Consider the following 15,689-nt stretch of genomic DNA (forward strand, 5'->3'; position numbering starts at 1 on the left):
CCCCGCCCCCTCGCCATGCGCCCGCTTTTTCTCGCCGTCCTCGCCGCCCTCGCCCTCCCCGCTACTGCCCAGGACGCCCCGCGCGCGCCCCAGGGCGAGAACCTCGCGACGCCGCCTACGTGGTCCGTTCGCGTCGACGCGCCGCACGCCGAGCACGGCGACGACGCCCACCACACCCCGACCGTCGGGGCCGACTCGACGTTCGACATCCGCTTTGTCAACATGACGCCGGGGTGGCACATCACGACAGGCCCGGCCGGCATCTTCTGGCACCCCGCGAGCACCGCCTCGGGCCTATTCCAGGCGGAGACGAAAGTCCACCTGTTCGATCCGGGCGAGCGCCGCGAGGCGTTCGGGCTGCTCGTCGGCGGGACGGACCTCGACGGCGACGCCCCACGCTACGACTACTTCGTGATCCGCCAGGGCGGCGAGTTCCTGGTCAAGCGCCGCGACGGCGACGCGACGACGACGCTCGTCCCGTGGACCGCGCACGACGCGATCGTCGCGTACGCGCCCGGCGACGGCGCCGTCGCGAACACGCTGGCCGTCGACGTCGGCGCAGCTGAGGTCGCGTTCTCGATCAACGGCGCCGAGGTGGCCCGGCTGCCCCGCGGCGAGGTGCGGACGGACGGCATCGTCGGGCTCCGGGTAAACCACGCGCTCAACCTCCACGTCGAGACGTTCGCCGTGGCGCCGACCGACGGCTAGCGGAGGTCCGCCAGCAGCAGCGCGTCCGGCCCGACGGTCTCCCACTGAGCGCTCGCGGCCGCCAGCGCCTCGGCCATCACGTGTGTGCCGAGGTCGCCGACGGCGGGCGTGCCGGCGCCGACGATCTTCGGGGCCACGAACCACGCCAGCCGGTCGACGAGCCCGCCCGCGAGCAGCGCCGTCGCCAGCCCGCTCCCGGCCTCGACGAGCACGGACTGCACGCGCCGGACATCGGGCGGGAGCCCCTCCCCCGCCCCGAGCGCGTCGAGCACGGCGCCGAGGTCGAGGTGGCCGTCGCGCTCGGGGATGGCGAGCACGGCCCCGCCCTGCTGGCGGAGTGCGTCGGCGTAAACGGGGGGAGGGCCTTCGGCGACAACTGCGAGCGTGGGCGCAGCGCCATCGGCAAAGAGGGAGAGCTCGGGCGGGAGCGCGCCCGTCCGGTCGAGCACGACGCGCAGCGGCTGGGTGGCGCCCGCCGGCAGCGGGACGTGGCGGACGGTCAGCGCGGGGTCGTCGGCACTCGCCGTCCCGGCCCCGACGAGCACGGCGTCGTGCTCTGCCCGCCACCGGTGGACGCGGGCGCGTGCCTCGGACGAGGTCACCCACCGGCTGTCGCCGGTCGCCGTCGCGATCTGGCCGTCGAGCGTCGCGGCCACCTTGAGCGTCACGAGCGGTCGGCCGGTGCGGACGTGGGTCAGGAACGGCGCGTTGAGCGCGCGCGCCTGGGCCCCCCGGACGCCCACGACTACCTCGGCGCCCGCTGTTCGGATCCGCGCGATGCCGCGACCGGCGACCTCAGGGAACGGGTCCTCCTGGGCGACAACCACGCGCGGGATGCGGCGCGCGACGACGAGGTCGGCGCACGGGGGCGTCTTGCCGGTGTGGCTGCACGGCTCGAGTGTCACGACCATCGTCGCCTCTGCCAGCCGGTCACCGAACCCGTTCCGCTCGGCATCGCGGACGGCCCAGACCTCGGCGTGCGGGCCGCCGTAGCGCCCATGCCAGCCCTCGCCCCAGACCTCGCCGTCGGGCCCGAGCAGGACGGCGCCCACCATCGGGTTCGGGCTCACGGCACCGGCGCCGCGCGCGGCGAGCGCAAGCGCCCGGTCCATCGCGTCGGTCTCGGTCATGGGGATTGGGGGATTGGGGGACTGAAGATGGCCCCCCACCCACATCGGCGCTGAGAAACCCGGAGCTCAAAATGCCGCCACGCACTGAGGAGTCCACCGATCCCTCTGCCCATTCCTCATCCCCCGTTCCTCTTTCCTCGCGAGCGCAGCGAGCCCCCCGTTACCGCAGCGTGATCCGCAAGCCCACGCGGAGCTTCTGGAGGCGCGGGCCGTGACGCACCGGGTCGCCCTGCACGTCGGCCCACGTAAAGACGGGCAGGCTCACGAACGGCGCCAGCTGGTACGAGGGGCGGCTGAACTCGATGCCGGCGCGGGCCCACCCGACGGCGCTCCGCACGCGGTCCGAGGACTCCTCGTCGGCCGGGTCCGGGTCGACCGTGTCGAGGTCGCGCGTCTGCAAGATGGTGTAGTCCGCGGCCTCGGCGACGAGCCCGAACGAGAGCCGACTGCCCGCCGGGTCGAACAGGACGTTGTAGCCCCACGCCCCACGGACCGACTGGCCCACGAGCCGCGAGCGGACGGGCTCCGACCCCAGGTTGAACGTGCTGGCGACCGGCGAGAGCTCGGCGTCGGGCTCGGCGAGCGGCTCGCCGGGGACGGGGTCGCTGTAGCCGGTGCGCAAGCGACGCAGGCCGAGCGAGAGGTCGCTCGTCACGGTCGGCGAGAGCGCGGTCGTGGACAGGAACGCCACGTCGGTCTGGCGGAACCCGAGGCCGCCCTCACTCACCGGGTCGACCGCGAGCCGGACGGCGTAGTCGGTCCCCTCATTGTGCCAGTACGGCTTGACGACGACCCAGCTCAGCCCCAGGCGCCCCGCTTGCGCCGCGCCGGTCAGGTCGGCGACGAGCGCGAGGTCGACCTGGGGGAGGAGCGCGTAGTCGAGGCGGGCCGAAAGCGACAGGTCGGCCGGGGCGGGAGCGCCGGGCTCGGTGCTGTCCAGGAGGTCCGCGTCGCGATACGCCGCCTCGCCCGAGAGCGCGAACCCGCCGTAGAACGCCCGCCGCGCCGTCTCGCCGCCGTACGACGGGTCGAGCGTCTGGAAGGTGCCCTGGGCCGCGACCGGCACCGCCCCCAGCACGAGGGCGGCGATCGCTCCACGGATCGCGGTCGGGGTCATAGGGAGGGGGGCACGTCCGACCTTAAGTACGGGTACGCGGAGGCGTTCCGCAAGCGCCGTCGGACACGGACGACGACCTAACCCTGCGACGGGGCTCCTTCGTGCCCCGAGCCGAAATCCAGGCTAGAACCCGGGGTCCACCGGCCGGCCGTCGCCGTCGCCCGACGACGGCCGGCGGACTTGCGGACCGGGGCGGCCCGACGGCCCCGGACGGCCGCCCTGCGGGCGCTGGCGCCGCTCGTCGTCCCGCTGCGGGCGTCCCTGCGAGCGCGGCGGCGGCGCCGAGCGCGGCGGCTGCGGACGCCCCTCGGAGCGCGGCGGAGGCGCCGGGCGCGACGGCTGGGACTCCGAGCGCGACGGCTCGGGGCGCGGCAGGAAGGCCCGGGGGATCTGGGGCGTCTCCGCGAACCGGCCCCGCTCGTCGAGCCGCACCCAGGTCGCCGGCAACTCATAGAGGTACCGCCCTACGCCCCACTGGACGGCCGCCCGCTTGGTCGCGCCGGAGAGCCCGCCCTTGACGGCCTCGACCGCCGAGTTGTCGGCGCCGTCCCACTTGGTCACCCACTCGGCCGTGCCGTCGTCACGTTCGACGCGAACCGAGATCCCGCACAGCACGCCGCCGCCGGGGCCCTCGCGGAACTCGTTGCGCCAGTCGGCCGGGCCGCACACGTCGTCGAAGCGCTGCTGAACGGCGCGGCTGGTGAGGTAGGCCATCGCCAACCCCTTGGACTTGTCGCGCGTCGTCGCGCCCGGCTTCCACTCGACGTCGGCGGGCGGGAAGGGGGCGGCGAGGCGGCGGAGTTCGGAGGCCTTCATCGGATCGCTGTGAGAGTGTCCCGCAAGCTCGGACGGGGCGGCGACACCATTCTGTCACAGCGCGCGGCCGACCTCTTCCGCGCGGGATCGGCTAACGAACAACGGAGAAAAGCGCTACCAGACTACCAAACAGAGGAGAACCGAGCCAAATATGTTGACAACAGAGGCTGCGGGCACTTAGTATCGCCCGTCCCTGAGGCAAAACCAGTCCCCCACCTTCAACTATGAGGCCCCTCCCCGCCCTTGCCTTCCTCTTCCCCACCGCCGCGTTCGCACAGGGCGCCGCCGCCGTCCAGGTCAACCTCGACGTCGTCTGGGTCGTGCTCGCGGCCGCGATGGTGTTCCTGATGCAGGCTGGCTTCGCCCTCCTCGAGACTGGGCTGACGCGGGCCAAAAACGCGGCCAACATCATCATGAAGAATGTCATGGACGCCTCGGCGGGCGCCGTCGTGTTCTTCCTGGTCGGCTTCGGCGTGATGTTCGGGCCCAGCTTGGGTGGCATCGTCGGGACGGGCGGGTTCGCCCTGCTCGGGATCGAGGGGCAGGACCCCGCGTGGACCTACGTCTTCTTCTTTTTCCAGGCTGTCTTTGCCGCGACCGCCGCGACGATTGTGTCAGGCGCCGTCGCCGAGCGCGTCAACTTCAAGGCGTACCTCGTCTTCTCCGTGCTCGTCGTCGGGCTGATCTACCCCGTGTTCGGGTCGTGGGCGTGGGGCGGGCTGTTCGCCGGCGGCGGCTGGCTGGAAGGCTTGGGCTTCCTCGACTTTGCCGGCTCGACGGTCGTCCACTCGGTCGGCGGGTGGGCCGCGCTGGCGGGCGCGCTCGTCGTCGGCCGCCGGGCCGACTCGCTCGACGAGAACGGCGACCCGGTGGCCATCCCCGGCCACAGCCTGCCGCTGGCGGCGCTGGGCGTGTTCATCCTGTGGTTCGGGTGGTTCGGGTTCAACGCCGGGTCCACGACGGCCGGCTCGCCAGCCATCGGGCTGATCGCCGCGAACACGTTCCTGGCGGCCGGCGCGGGCGCCGTCGCCGCGATGGCTGTGACGTGGTGGCGGAGCGGTGTGCCGGACGTCGGGATGACGCTGAACGGCGTGCTGGCGGGGCTCGTCGGCATCACCGCCGGGTGCGACGTGGTGCTGCCGATCGGCGCCCTCGCCGTCGGGCTCGTCGCGGGCGCGCTCGTGGTCTACGCGACCGAGGCGCTGGCGCGCGTGATCGACGACCCGGTGAGCGCGGTCGCGGTGCACGGCGTGAGCGGCGTGTGGGGGACGCTGGCGGTCGCGCTGTTCGCCGCCGAGGGCCCGTCGCTCGCCCAGCTCGGAGTGCAGGCAATCGGCGTGGTCGCCGCGTTCGCGTGGGCCTTCCCCCTGTCATGGCTCGTATTCACGGCGCTCGACGCGACGATGGGCCTCCGCATCGACGAGACGGGCGAGTCGGCCGGTCTCGACCTCCACGAGCACGGGACGGTCGCCTACCCGGAGTTCCTGATCGCCGCGCCCGTCGACGAGCGCCTGGAGGCGGGGGACACGAACCCCGCGTTCCGGTTCGACGCCGTCCAGCTCGAAGCCTCCGCTGCCCTCCGGACCCCGTTCTCGGTGCCCCCGAAAGCCCGCGCCTGATGGAGAGAATCGAGGACAGACCTGCCGATCCGGCGCGACAGACTGGCGCAATGCGCGACAGAACGGCGCACGACGGGGGATCCGAGTGATGACCCGGTGAAGGATCGTATTCTGCGGGCGCCCGGAATGGTCTGTGCACCCATCGGAGTGAACAGACGGACGACCCATGACGACCCCGACCTCCCCCTCTCGCGTGCGCCGCGTCGCGTCCCGGATCGCCGGGGCCCGCCGCCGGGCGGCCGTCGTGACGAGCGCGGCGCTGCTGGCGGCCGGCGCCGGCGTCACGATCAGCGCCCCCGCGCCCCAGTCCGAGGTCGCCATCGAGGCGCCTGCTCGCGTGATCGTCCCGGACGTGCCCGCCGCCGAGGTACCCGTCGCCCTCGTCAGCCACCGCAACAACGAAACCGAGGCGGAGGCCGCGCCGACCGCAGAGGCCGGCACGCCCGTCGGCTCGGGCCTCGCCAGCTACTACGGCCGCGAGCTCGCGGGCAACCCGACCGCCTCGGGCGAGCCGTTCGACCCCTCTGGCCTGACGGCTGCGCACCGGACCCTGCCGCTTGGCACGCGCATCCGCGTGACGCACGAGCGGACCGGCGAGAGCGTCGTCGTCCGCGTCAACGACCGGGGGCCCTTCCACGGCGACCGCGTGCTCGATCTGTCGCGCGCCGCCGCCGACGCCATCGGCCTGACAAAGCGGGGCACCGGCACGGTGTCCATGGAGCGACTGGGCGGCGCGCGCGGGTAGCCACCCAGCTGGGGCCGTCGAACCGGCTGGCCCAGTCGTGTTCCAGTCCCGCACCTTCCAGTCCCGCACCGCGGCCGGGCCGGCCGGCGTCAGCCGCGGGCCGCTGTCAGCCGCTGGCGGAGCGCGGCAACGTCCACGTTCCCCGGTGTCCCGTCGCTCGCGTATGCCGCCAGTGCGTCGGCGTCGGAGGGCACGGAGAGCGAGCCGAGGTCCGTGCCGACGGCGCGGTAGGCGTCGCGGAACGGGGTCCCGGCCTCCACCCGGCGCAGCGCCTCAGCCGTCGCGAACAAGTCGGGCGACAGCGCCGCGCGCATGGCGTCGGGCTGCCACGCAATGCCGGGGAGCACGGCGGCGACGGCCGACAGCACGTCGCGCGTCGCGAGCACGGCCCGCACGGTCGCCTCTTTGGTGAGCTGGAGGTCGCGGTGGTAGCCGCCGGCCAGGTTCGCGGGCAGCGTCAGCAACACGTGCAGCTCGGCGGTGAGCCGGTGGACGGTCGCCCGCGCCAGCTCCAGCACGTCGGGGTTGCGCTTTTGCGGCATGATCGACGAGCCGGTCGTGTGCTCGACGGGGAGCATGACGAACCCGTATTCCGAGGTTGCGAAGAGGGCGAGGTCGCTCGCGAGCCGGTTCAGCGTCAGCCCGATCTGGACGAGCGCGTGGACCGCGTCGGCCTCCACCTTCCCGCGCGAAAGCTGGACCGCCGCGACCGCCTGGACGCGGTCGAACCCGAGGCGCTCGGCGACGCCGTCGCGGTCGAGGTCGAGGACGGGGATGCCGTATCCGGCGGCGCTGCCCCATGGCGAGGCGTTCGCCCGCTGGCGCGCCGCCGCGAGCGTCCCGAGGTCGTCCGCCAGCAGGTCGGCGTAGCCGGCGGCCCACACGGCGACGGTCGTCGGCATGGCGCGCTGGCCGTGCGTGTAGCCGGGCATCAGCAGGGATTGTCCGGCGTCGGCGTGGTCCGCGAGCGCGGCGCCGACGGCGCCCACCCCGCCCGCGATGTCGGCGAGCGCGTCGCGGAGCCAGAGACGGAGCGCCGTCAGCACCTGGTCGTTGCGGGAGCGCCCGGCGTGGATCTTCTTGCCCGCGTCGCCGAGCCGGGCCGTCAGCTCGCGCTCGATGACGGTGTGCATGTCCTCGTCTTGGACGCGGACCGTCACCTCGCCCGCTTCCCACCGCTGGCGGATGCCGTCGAGCGCGTCCCCGACCTCGCTAACCTCGGCGTCGGTCAGCACGCCCGCCCGGCCGAGCGCCCAGGCATGCGCGCGCGTGCCGTCGAGGTCGTACGGCAGCAGGATCGTGTCCCACCGCCAGTCCTCACCGACGGTGAACCGGGTCACCCAGTCCTCGGCGGCGGTGCCCTTCGACCAGATGGGCGTGGTGGAGCGTGGGTCGTGGGTCGTGGATTCAGACATGGGGTCAGGGATGGGTCGGAGCGCCCCCACGCTCCACGGTCTATGGACTAGTGGAAATACCGCCGAGCGATCTCGGCGTAGACATCGACGGCGGCCGTCAGTTGAGCCAACTCGACGTGCTCGTCGGCGGTGTGGGAGAGCTCGCTGCGGCCCGGCCCGATCTTGACGGCGGGCATGTCGGGGACGACGCACCAGTCCGACGCCGTCGGGCTGCCGAAGGGCGTGGCGTCGCGGCCGAGGCCCGCGAGCGCGGCGCCGGCGGCGCGAGCGACGCGGGCGTCGGCGGCGGTGGCGCACGGGACGAGCCGGTCGGAGTGGACCTCGACGGCGCTTTCCAACGCCTCCGCCACGAGCGCCGTCAGCTCGGGGTGCGTGTACGCGGGCGTCGAGCGGACGTCGAGCGTGAACCGGCAGCGGTCGGGGACGACGTTGCTGGCGGTCCCGCCCTTGATGGTCGTCGCGGTGACCGTCGTGTCCCCGAGCAAGTCGTCGACGCGGTCAAAGCTGAGGGCGTCGACGGCGACGAGGTCGCGGGCCGCACGCGTCAAGGCGTTGTCGCCGAGGTGGGCGCGCGCGGCGTGGGCGGTGCGGCCGTGCGCGGTCGCCTTGAGGACCAGCAGCCCCTTCTGCGCCAGGCACGGCAGCAGCTCCGTCGGCTCGCCGATGACGGCGGCAGAGATCTCGGGGAGCGCGTGTCCAAAGATGGTCCGGCGCAGGCGTGCGAGCCCGTTCCGCGCGAGCCCGCCGGCCTCCTCGCACTCGGTGAGCGCCACGACGAGCCGGCCGCGCTCCGGCCGCCAGCCCTCGCCCGCGAGCCGGGCCAGCGCCGCCAGCATCGCCGCCCCGCTCGCCTTGGCGTCGACGGCGCCGCGCCCGTAGACCTTGCCGTCGACGGTCGTCGGGGTGAACGGCGGGTACGGGTGGCCTTCGCTCGGCGGCACCACGTCGAGGTGCGACGCCAGCAAGAGGAGATCGTCGCCGTCGCCCAGGCCCGCCCAGACGCTATCGCCGTCGCGGCCGACCGTCAGCCCGTCGACGCCGCGCGCCCACGCCTCGACGTGGTCCGCCGCCGCCGCCTCGTCGAAGGTGACGGACGGGATGGCGACGAGGTCGGCGTGGAGGTCTACGACAGAGGGCATGGAGGGCGAGGCAAGCGGCAGGGTGCGGTTCTCAGAGCGTGACGACGGTGCCGCCGTCGCGGCCGACATCGGCCGGGGCGCAGACGCGGACGGAAGACACGCCCGCCGCGAGCGCGCTCCGGGCGACTTCGAGCTTGGGCCGCATCCCGCCCGCGATCCACCCCGCCGACACGCCCGCGTCGATCTCGGCGCCGCTGAGTTGGCGGATCCCCGAATCGGGGTCGGCGGCCGCGCGGCGGACCCCGCCCGCCTCGGTCACCAGGTCGAGCCGGGCGCCGAGCGCCGCCGCCAGCGCCGCCGCGACGGTGTCGGCGTTGACGTTGAAGAGGGCTCCGCTGGCGTCTGCGCAGACCGACGCGACGACGGGCACGAAGCCCGCGCCCGCGAGCGCCCTCAGCAGCGCCGTGTCGACCGCCTCCACGTCGCCGACGTGCCCGAAGTCGACGGTCTCGCCGTCGATCGTGTGCGGCGGGCGGCGCGAGACGGTCACGAGCGCGCCGTCGGCGCCGGACACGCCGACGGCGCGGACGCCAGCCCCGCGGGCGGCGCCGACGAGCCGGGCGTTGAGGGCGCCGCGCAAGACATACAGCGCGATGTCGAGGTCGAGGTCGCCTGTCACCCGGCGCCCCGCGACGACGGTCGGTTCGTGGCCGAGTGTTCTCGCGAGCGCCGTCGCTTGCGGCCCACCGCCGTGCACGACCACGTCGCCCGACGCCAGCCCGGCGAAGACGGCCGCCAGGGCGGCGGGGTCGGCCAGGACGGCGCCGCCGAGCTTGACGACGGTGTTGGGGATGGACTGGGGCGTGCCGGCCCCGTCGGCGCTCGCCCCGGGTGCCATCGACGGCGACTCGCTCATGCCCGCACCCCCGACCGGCTGGCGCCTGCGGACGCCCCCGCCTCCAATCCCCAGACCCACTCCAGAATGGCCTTCTGCGCGTGGAGCCGGTACTCGGCCTGTAGGAGGTGCGCGGCGCGGTCCCCGTCGAGGATGTCGCCGTCGAGGACGACGCCGCGGCGGACGGGCAGGCAGTGCATCACGTGCGCGCGGCTCGTGCGCGTCAGGTCGTCGCCCGTGAGCCGCCAGTCGGCGTGGCGGGCGCGCTGGCCGGCCTCGTGCTCGGGCGAGGCGTAGACCGAGCTGCCGGACCACGCCTTGACGTAGACCACTCGGGCGCCGGACAGCGCGCCCTCGCGGTCGGCCGACTCGGTGACGGACCCGCCGGACCGCGACGCGGCCTCGCGCGCCAGCGCCAGCACATCGTCATCGAGCCCGAAGCCGTCGGGGCGGGAGACGATGACCTCCATGCCCAGCCGCGCCGCCATCAGCAGCGCCGAGTTGGGGACGGCGCGGGGCAGCGGCTTGGGATGCGGCGCCCAGCGCAGGACGAGCTTCTGGCCGCGCGGATCGCCGAGGAGGTCCGAGACCGTCGCCGCGTCGCCCAGTTCCTGGCACGGGTGCCACCGGGCCGATTCAAGGTTGACGACGGGGACCGTCGAGGCGTCGACGACGGCCCGAAAGGCGGCGTCGCGGGCGTCGGCGTCCGCATCGGTGAGCGTGGCGAAGGTGCGGACGCCGAGCGCGTCGACGTAGCGGCTCAGGACGCCGAAGGCCTCGCGGACGTGCTCGGCGGCGTCGCCGTCCATCACCACATCGTCGCGGGTTTCCAACCCCCACGTGCCAGCGCCGGGCGTGAGCGTGATGGCGTGCGCCCCGAGGTGCGCGGCCGCGAGGTCCATCGAGGCGCGGGTGCGGAGCGACGGGTTGAAAAAGACGAGGCCGAGCGCCTTGCCGGCGGCGCTCTGGGTCCACCCACGGTTGGCGCGGTGCCACCGCGCGCGGTCGAGGCAGGCGTCCCAGTCGCCGGGTGCGGCGTCGGTCCAGGAGGTGAGGTCGGGCATTTCAGGAGAGGGCGTTTGAGAGGGCAGACAGGCAGGCGTCGATCTCGGCGTCGGTCGTCGTCAGCGGCGGCATCAGGCGGAGCGTGTCGGGCCGGCCGGAGGTGCCGACGAGCACGCCTGCCGCGCGCATCGCGTCGCGGACCGGCGCCGCCGGGCGGTCGAGCGCCACGCCGATCAGGCAGCCCTTCCCCCGAATCTCGACGACGCCCGGCATCGCGCCGAGACCGGTCGCCAGCCGGTCGTGGATGGCCGTCGCCCGCGCCATCAGATCGTCGTCCACGAGCTGTTCCAGCGCGGCGATGACGGCGGCCATCGCCAGCATCCCGCCGCCGAACGTCGTGCCCTGGTCGCCGGGCCGGACGCCCGACGCGATCGCCTCGCTCACCAACACGGCGCCGACGGGCACGCCTGCGCCCAGGCTCTTCGCGAGCGTGCTCATGTCCGGCACGACGCCGACGTGCTCGCCGTACAAAAACGTGCCCGTCCGCCCGACGCCGGTCTGGACCTCGTCGAAGACCAGCATCGTGCCGGTCTCGTCGCAGACCTCGCGCAACGCGCGGTAGTAGTCCGGCTCCGCCTCAGTGATGCCCGCGACGCTCTGGATGGGCTCGATCAAGAGGGCGGCCACGTCGCCGCCCGCCAACGCCTCACGCGCCGCGTCGGCGTCGCCGAAGGGGAGCCACGTCGTCTCGGGCAGGATGTCGAGGTAGGGCGCGCGGTAGCCGTCGCCGTGCGTCATCGCGAGCGCGCCCAACGTGCGGCCGTGGAAGCCGCCGGTGCACGAGGCCACCTTTGTCCGGCCGGTCGCCGTCCGCGCCAGCTTGAGCGCGGCCTCGTTCGCCTCGGTCCCCGAGTTGCACCAGAACACGCGGCTCAGCGACTCGGGCGCGAGCGCGACGAGCGCCGCTGACGCCTCAGCGCGGACCGGGCTGTACATCGCGTTCGAGTAGAACAGCAAGTCGCCCGCCTGCTGGCGGATCGCCTCGACCACGCGCGGCGGGCAGTGGCCCAGGAGGGCGACGCAGTGGCCGCCGTAGAAGTCGAGGTAGGCGCGGCCGTCGGCGTCCCAGACCGTCGTCCCCTCGCCGCGCACGAGCGCGATCGGTGGCTTGGCGTACGTCGGGAGGGTGACGGCGTCTTCGAGCGCGATCGCGTCGGCGCTGGAGATGGGTGTCAGGTCAGTCATGGATCGAAGGGCGGACTCCGGAATGCGGGGTTGGCGATGGGAGGCGAGCGTTCGCCCCACTCGTGTCATCCCGAGCCTGCGAGGGATCTCGACGCCAAGGTCCCAGCTCATCTGTCGCGGATGTCAGGCCGAACAGGCTGGCGTTGAGATCCTTCGCTTCGCTCAGGATGACACAGGTGAGTGGGATTCGGTAACCGGGATGGGAGACGCCAGCGGGGCCGCCACTCCGGGCAGGAGCCCCAGCGCCTCGGGCCAGCCGTGGGCGAGGTTGAAGAGCTGGACCGCTTGCGCCGCCGCCCCCTTGAGCAGGTTGTCGAGCGCGAACCCGACCACGACGTGGCCGTCGCCGTGGACCCAGCCGACGTCGCAGAACGGCGTCCCGACGACGGGCAGCAGCTCGGGCAGGGCGCCGGGCGACACGCGGACGAGGGGGCGGTCGCCGTACGCCGCCTCGAACGCGGCGTCGATGGCGTCGGCGTGGGCGCCGGTCGCGACGTGGGCCGTCCCCCAGATGCCCCGCGTCCACGGCCCGCTGGCGGGGACGAACCGGACCTCGGCGCCCGCCCCGAGCACCTGCCGCACCTCGGCGAGGTGGCGGTGGTCGAAGACGCGGTACGCGCGGACGTTGCCGTCGCGGCTCGGGAAGTGCGTCGTGGCCGAGGGCCGGGCGCCGCTGCCGGACGCGCCGGTCAGGGCGGTGACGGAGGCCGTCATCGGGCCCAGGTCCGCGAGCGGCGCGAGCGCCAGGCTGATGCCGGTCGCAAAGCAGCCGGGCGCCGCCAGCAGCGTCGCGCCCGCGACGTCCGCGGGCGCCAGCCGCTCGGCCAGCCCGTAGACGGCGCCGTCGAGCGCGGCGGGGTCGGGGTGGTCGAGGCCGTAGACGGCGGTGTACGTCTCGGCGTCGAGCCGGTGGTCCGCGCTCAGGTCCACGACGACGCCCTCGAACCCGGCGGCGCGGAGGGCGGCGACGGCGTGCGCGCCCTGGCCGTGCTCGGCGCACACGAAGGCGGTGTCGAAGGCGGTCCCGAGATCGTCGGGGGCGACGTACGCCAGATCCGTCTGCCCACGCAAGCGGGCGTGCGTGCCCCACACCGGCGCCCCGGCCTGGCTCCGGCTCGTCACGCCGACGACCTCCGCGAGGGGGTGCGCGAGCAGCAACTCCAGCAACGCGCCGCCCGCGTAGCCGGCGCCGTGCAGGACGGCGATTCTCTGGAGGTTTTTTAGAGTGCTCATGACGGCACCTGCGTCCCGTGGAGCCCGACCGGCGCGCGGCGCGGGCCGTTCGGCCCGGTCGCCGGGCCCAGCACGGGCCCGGTCCGCCACTCGTCGACGTCCTCGGCCACCAGGTCCGACAGCGCGTCGGGCGAGCTGCGCGCGTTGACGGCGCGGACGCCCAGCGACGTCTCGAGGTAGCGCACGCCGACTGGCGTGTCGGTCGCTGGCCCGACGACGACGCCCACCTCGGCGCGATACCGCGTCCGGAACAGCTGGTCGCACGCCCACGCGCCGGCCAGGTCGGTCGCCGCGAGCACGTGGACGGCCGTGTGCCGCTGGAGCTCCATGTCGCCCAGGATCTGGTCGACGCCGTACGGCCCGATGACGCCGTCGCCGAGCTCGAGGACGAGCACGTCCGGGGCCGCCTCGTTGAGGTGGCCGATGATGCCCTTGGCGACCGGCACCATGTCGCGGCCCGTCGTGGCGACGGCGCCCGCGTCCACGAAGCTGGCGCTGGCGACGGCCCCGGCCTCGACCATCGCGCGGACATCGCGCTGCAACGCCGCGCCGGTCAGCTTGGCCGCGGCGACGCGCAGGCCCCGCTCGGTCAGCCCCGCGACGAGCGCGGCGGCGGCGTACGTCTTGCCCGTGTTCATCGCCGTGCCCGACACCATCACGAGGGGCGCGGACGTGCGCATCGCCTCGACCGGCTCGATCGCGTCGTCCTGGATGCGGGCGTGCCGCGCGGGCTCGCCGACGACGACGGCGCCCAGCACCTCGACGCGGAGCGCGGGCCCGAGGTCGGGGTGGGCAATCGCCACATTCCCCAGGATCCCGCCCATGTTCTGGATGTGGAGCACGTCGCCCGGCGCGATGTGCCGCGGGATCCGGCCCGAGTACCCCTTGAGCGCCTGCCGCTCTCCCAACGCCCCCACCAGCGTCTCTCCCTGCCGGATGATTCTAAAAACGCCGTCGGCGCCTTCGAGCTGGTTGTACACGTCCTTGTCGTCGAGCGCCCTGACGGCCAGGCAGTAGCCCTCGCCGGCGACGACGTAGGGGGAGAGCGTGACGGTGTGGCCGAGCCCGCACGGGGCGGTGCTGCTGGCGACGTGGTCGACGGTGAGCGTCGTGGTGTGTCGAGTCGGCATTGTTTTGAATGGGCGTGGGGAGGGATGCGTGGGACGCTCGCGAGAGTCACGAGTCACACATCACGGCTCCTGTCCGGCGGTCGCCGCCAAGCGGGCCTGCAAGCCATAGATCTGGGCGAAGCCTTGGGCGTCGCGGCCGGACCACAGGGCGTGGTCCTCGCCGTAGCGCGCCGCGCCCGCGTCGAAGAGCGAGTGCGGCGACGTCGCGCCGAGGACGCGGAGGGCGCCCTTGAACCACTCGACGGTGACGGTGCCGGTGGCCCGCGTCTGCGCCCGGTCGAGGAACGCCTCGATGTCGCGGCAGACGGGGTCGAAAAACTCGCCCTCGTGGACGAGCCGCCCGTACAAGTCGCCGAGCCGGGCGGACTCGACGAGTTGGTGCCGCGTGAGGACGAGCTTGTCGAGCTCGCGGTGCGCGGCGATGAGCGTCAGCGCGGCCGGAGCTTCGAAGCCGATCCGCCCCTTGATGCCCAGGATCGTGTCGCCGACGTGGACGCCGCGGCCGACACCGTGCGCGGCGCCCTCGCGGTTCAGCGTCTCGACGAGCGCGACCGGGTCGAGCCGCTCGCCGTCGACGGCGACGGGGACGCCGGCCTCGAAGGCGATGGTGAGCTGGCGGGGCGCGTCGGGCGCGTCGGCGGGCGAGACCGTGTCGGGCCACGCGGCGTCGGGAAGGATGCCGTCGGTCTCGTGCGTCTCCTTGCCGCCGATCGTCGTCCCCCACAGGCCGCGGTTGATCGAGTAGTCCGTCGTCGCGGCGTCGACCTCGACGCCGCGCTCGTGCAAGAACGCCGTCGAGTCGGCGCGGGAGAGCGCGAGCGTGCGGATGGGCGTCATCACGTCGAGGTCGGCCGCCAAGAGGCGGAGCGCGCCGTCGAAGCGGATCTGGTCGTTGCCGGCGCCCGTCGAGCCGTGCGCCACGGCCGTCGCCCCGACCTCGCGGGCAGCTTCCGCCAGCGCCTCGGCCTGCACCACGCGCTCGGGCCCCACGCACAGCGGGTAGACGCTCCCCCGCAGCACGTTCCCCTTGACGAGGTACTGGAGCACGCGGTCCCACAGAGCCGCACGCGCGTCGACGAGCGTGTGCCCGGCGGCGCCCAGGTCGGCGGACCGGGCCGCGATGGCGGCGCGCTCGGCGTCGTCGAACCCGCCGGTGTCGACGGTCACCGTCCACACGTCGCGGCCGGTCTCCTCGCGGAGGTACGGGACGCAGAAGGAGGTATCGAGGCCGCCCGAGAAGGCGAGGGCGATGGGGCTGGGCATGGGGGCTGGGCAAAAAAGAAGCGCCGGCTCTCGTCGTGAGAGTCGGCGCTGAGGTCGGATCCGATCCGCGGTCGTCCGCGATCTACCTACATGCGTCGTCTCCCAGCGCAAGCCGGTCGGCGTCGAGCACGTCGGAAGATGGAGGGGGTCACGCGTGGGGCGGGTCGGAACGCGCAGGATAGGGGCGGACGCGGGCGGGCGCAACGCGGCGGCGCCCCGGTAGCGCTTCCAACCACAGAAAAGACACGCAGGGCGGCAGCGTCGGGAGAGGGCACCGCGCGGACCGGGC

14 protein-coding genes are annotated in these 15,689 nt (G+C 73.9%); 3 read left to right on the forward strand and 11 right to left on the reverse strand.

The window, feature by feature from the left end; translation table 11 throughout:
* Positions 1 to 15: 15 nt before the first annotated feature.
* Positions 16 to 708 carry a hypothetical protein gene (locus ACLIRP_RS12615; RefSeq protein ID WP_412060811.1) on the forward strand — a complete coding sequence of 231 codons (693 nt, stop codon included), beginning with the start codon at positions 16 to 18 and terminating at the stop codon, positions 706 to 708.
* Here the strand turns inward: ACLIRP_RS12615 and ribD are convergent.
* The 3 genes from ribD to ACLIRP_RS12630 form a co-directional block, all read right to left on the reverse strand.
* Positions 705 to 1,838, reverse strand: a complete 1,134-nt coding sequence (ribD, locus tag ACLIRP_RS12620; protein WP_412060812.1) for a bifunctional diaminohydroxyphosphoribosylaminopyrimidine deaminase/5-amino-6-(5-phosphoribosylamino)uracil reductase RibD — start codon at positions 1,836 to 1,838, stop codon at positions 705 to 707. The two genes, ACLIRP_RS12615 and ribD, sit on opposite strands and share 4 nt — an antisense overlap.
* 160 nt (positions 1,839 to 1,998) lie before the next feature.
* Complete coding sequence (locus ACLIRP_RS12625) at positions 1,999 to 2,955, reverse strand: hypothetical protein (RefSeq protein WP_412060813.1); 957 nt, start codon at positions 2,953 to 2,955, stop codon at positions 1,999 to 2,001.
* 123 nt (positions 2,956 to 3,078) lie between these two features.
* Positions 3,079 to 3,771: a Rad52/Rad22 family DNA repair protein gene (locus ACLIRP_RS12630; protein ID WP_412060814.1), complete on the reverse strand. Its 693-nt coding sequence runs from the start codon at positions 3,769 to 3,771 to the stop codon at positions 3,079 to 3,081.
* A gap of 224 nt (positions 3,772 to 3,995) precedes the next feature.
* Between ACLIRP_RS12630 and ACLIRP_RS12635 the strand changes: the two genes are divergently transcribed.
* Both ACLIRP_RS12635 and ACLIRP_RS12640 read left to right on the forward strand, forming a co-directional pair.
* Positions 3,996 to 5,390, forward strand: coding sequence for an ammonium transporter (locus ACLIRP_RS12635; RefSeq protein WP_412060815.1), 1,395 nt, complete (start codon positions 3,996 to 3,998; stop codon positions 5,388 to 5,390).
* Positions 5,391 to 5,556: 166 nt separating this feature from the next.
* Positions 5,557 to 6,135, forward strand: a complete 579-nt coding sequence (locus ACLIRP_RS12640; RefSeq protein ID WP_412060817.1) for a septal ring lytic transglycosylase RlpA family protein — start codon at positions 5,557 to 5,559, stop codon at positions 6,133 to 6,135.
* 89 nt (positions 6,136 to 6,224) lie between these two features.
* Here ACLIRP_RS12640 and argH read toward each other — a convergent pair whose 3' ends face one another.
* The 8 genes from argH to argG form a co-directional block, all read right to left on the reverse strand.
* Positions 6,225 to 7,550 (reverse strand): argininosuccinate lyase, encoded by a 1,326-nt coding sequence (gene argH / locus ACLIRP_RS12645; RefSeq protein WP_412060818.1) that lies wholly within the window; start codon positions 7,548 to 7,550, stop codon positions 6,225 to 6,227.
* A gap of 47 nt (positions 7,551 to 7,597) precedes the next feature.
* A complete protein-coding gene (locus tag ACLIRP_RS12650) occupies positions 7,598 to 8,689 on the reverse strand; it encodes a M20/M25/M40 family metallo-hydrolase (protein WP_412060819.1) in 1,092 nt (363 codons plus the stop codon).
* A 31-nt stretch (positions 8,690 to 8,720) separates the two neighbouring features.
* The gene (gene argB, locus ACLIRP_RS12655; protein WP_412060820.1) at positions 8,721 to 9,545 is read right to left on the reverse strand and encodes an acetylglutamate kinase; all 825 of its coding nucleotides are present in this window, start codon (positions 9,543 to 9,545) and stop codon (positions 8,721 to 8,723) included.
* Positions 9,542 to 10,588, reverse strand: coding sequence for an N-acetylornithine carbamoyltransferase (locus ACLIRP_RS12660; protein ID WP_412060821.1), 1,047 nt, complete (start codon positions 10,586 to 10,588; stop codon positions 9,542 to 9,544). Before ACLIRP_RS12660 ends, argB begins: the two co-directional genes overlap by 4 nt.
* 1 nt (position 10,589) lies before the next feature.
* Positions 10,590 to 11,774 carry an aspartate aminotransferase family protein gene (locus ACLIRP_RS12665; protein WP_412060822.1) on the reverse strand — a complete coding sequence of 395 codons (1,185 nt, stop codon included), beginning with the start codon at positions 11,772 to 11,774 and terminating at the stop codon, positions 10,590 to 10,592.
* A 162-nt stretch (positions 11,775 to 11,936) separates the two neighbouring features.
* Positions 11,937 to 13,007, reverse strand: coding sequence for an N-acetyl-gamma-glutamyl-phosphate reductase (gene argC, locus ACLIRP_RS12670; protein WP_412060823.1), 1,071 nt, complete (start codon positions 13,005 to 13,007; stop codon positions 11,937 to 11,939).
* On the reverse strand, positions 13,004 to 14,137 hold the full coding sequence (locus ACLIRP_RS12675; protein ID WP_412060824.1) for a hypothetical protein: 1,134 nt from the start codon (positions 14,135 to 14,137) through the stop codon (positions 13,004 to 13,006). Before ACLIRP_RS12675 ends, argC begins: the two co-directional genes overlap by 4 nt.
* A gap of 60 nt (positions 14,138 to 14,197) precedes the next feature.
* Complete coding sequence (gene argG, locus ACLIRP_RS12680; protein WP_412060825.1) at positions 14,198 to 15,400, reverse strand: argininosuccinate synthase; 1,203 nt, start codon at positions 15,398 to 15,400, stop codon at positions 14,198 to 14,200.
* Positions 15,401 to 15,689: the final 289 nt, after the last annotated feature.

Origin of the sequence: Rubrivirga halophila (genome assembly GCF_046845755.1) — a bacterium.
Classification (GTDB): domain Bacteria; phylum Bacteroidota; class Rhodothermia; order Rhodothermales; family Rubricoccaceae; genus Rubrivirga.

Excerpts from the sequence above, each read along its gene's own strand:
- argH (WP_412060818.1), bottom strand. The coding sequence starts at position 7,550 with ATGTCTGAATCCACGACCCACGACCCACGCTCCACCACGCCCATCTGG.
- argB (WP_412060820.1), bottom strand. The coding sequence starts at position 9,545 with ATGAGCGAGTCGCCGTCGATGGCACCCGGGGCGAGCGCCGACGGGGCC.
- ACLIRP_RS12625 (WP_412060813.1), bottom strand. The coding sequence starts at position 2,955 with ATGACCCCGACCGCGATCCGTGGAGCGATCGCCGCCCTCGTGCTGGGG.
- ribD (WP_412060812.1), bottom strand. The coding sequence starts at position 1,838 with ATGACCGAGACCGACGCGATGGACCGGGCGCTTGCGCTCGCCGCGCGC.
- ACLIRP_RS12665 (WP_412060822.1), bottom strand. The coding sequence starts at position 11,774 with ATGACTGACCTGACACCCATCTCCAGCGCCGACGCGATCGCGCTCGAA.
- argC (WP_412060823.1), bottom strand. The coding sequence starts at position 13,007 with ATGAGCACTCTAAAAAACCTCCAGAGAATCGCCGTCCTGCACGGCGCC.
- ACLIRP_RS12660 (WP_412060821.1), bottom strand. The coding sequence starts at position 10,588 with ATGCCCGACCTCACCTCCTGGACCGACGCCGCACCCGGCGACTGGGAC.
- ACLIRP_RS12635 (WP_412060815.1), top strand. The coding sequence starts at position 3,996 with ATGAGGCCCCTCCCCGCCCTTGCCTTCCTCTTCCCCACCGCCGCGTTC.
- argG (WP_412060825.1), bottom strand. The coding sequence starts at position 15,400 with ATGCCCAGCCCCATCGCCCTCGCCTTCTCGGGCGGCCTCGATACCTCC.
- ACLIRP_RS12675 (WP_412060824.1), bottom strand. The coding sequence starts at position 14,137 with ATGCCGACTCGACACACCACGACGCTCACCGTCGACCACGTCGCCAGC.
- ACLIRP_RS12615 (WP_412060811.1), top strand. The coding sequence starts at position 16 with ATGCGCCCGCTTTTTCTCGCCGTCCTCGCCGCCCTCGCCCTCCCCGCT.
- ACLIRP_RS12650 (WP_412060819.1), bottom strand. The coding sequence starts at position 8,689 with ATGCCCTCTGTCGTAGACCTCCACGCCGACCTCGTCGCCATCCCGTCC.
- ACLIRP_RS12640 (WP_412060817.1), top strand. The coding sequence starts at position 5,557 with ATGACGACCCCGACCTCCCCCTCTCGCGTGCGCCGCGTCGCGTCCCGG.
- ACLIRP_RS12630 (WP_412060814.1), bottom strand. The coding sequence starts at position 3,771 with ATGAAGGCCTCCGAACTCCGCCGCCTCGCCGCCCCCTTCCCGCCCGCC.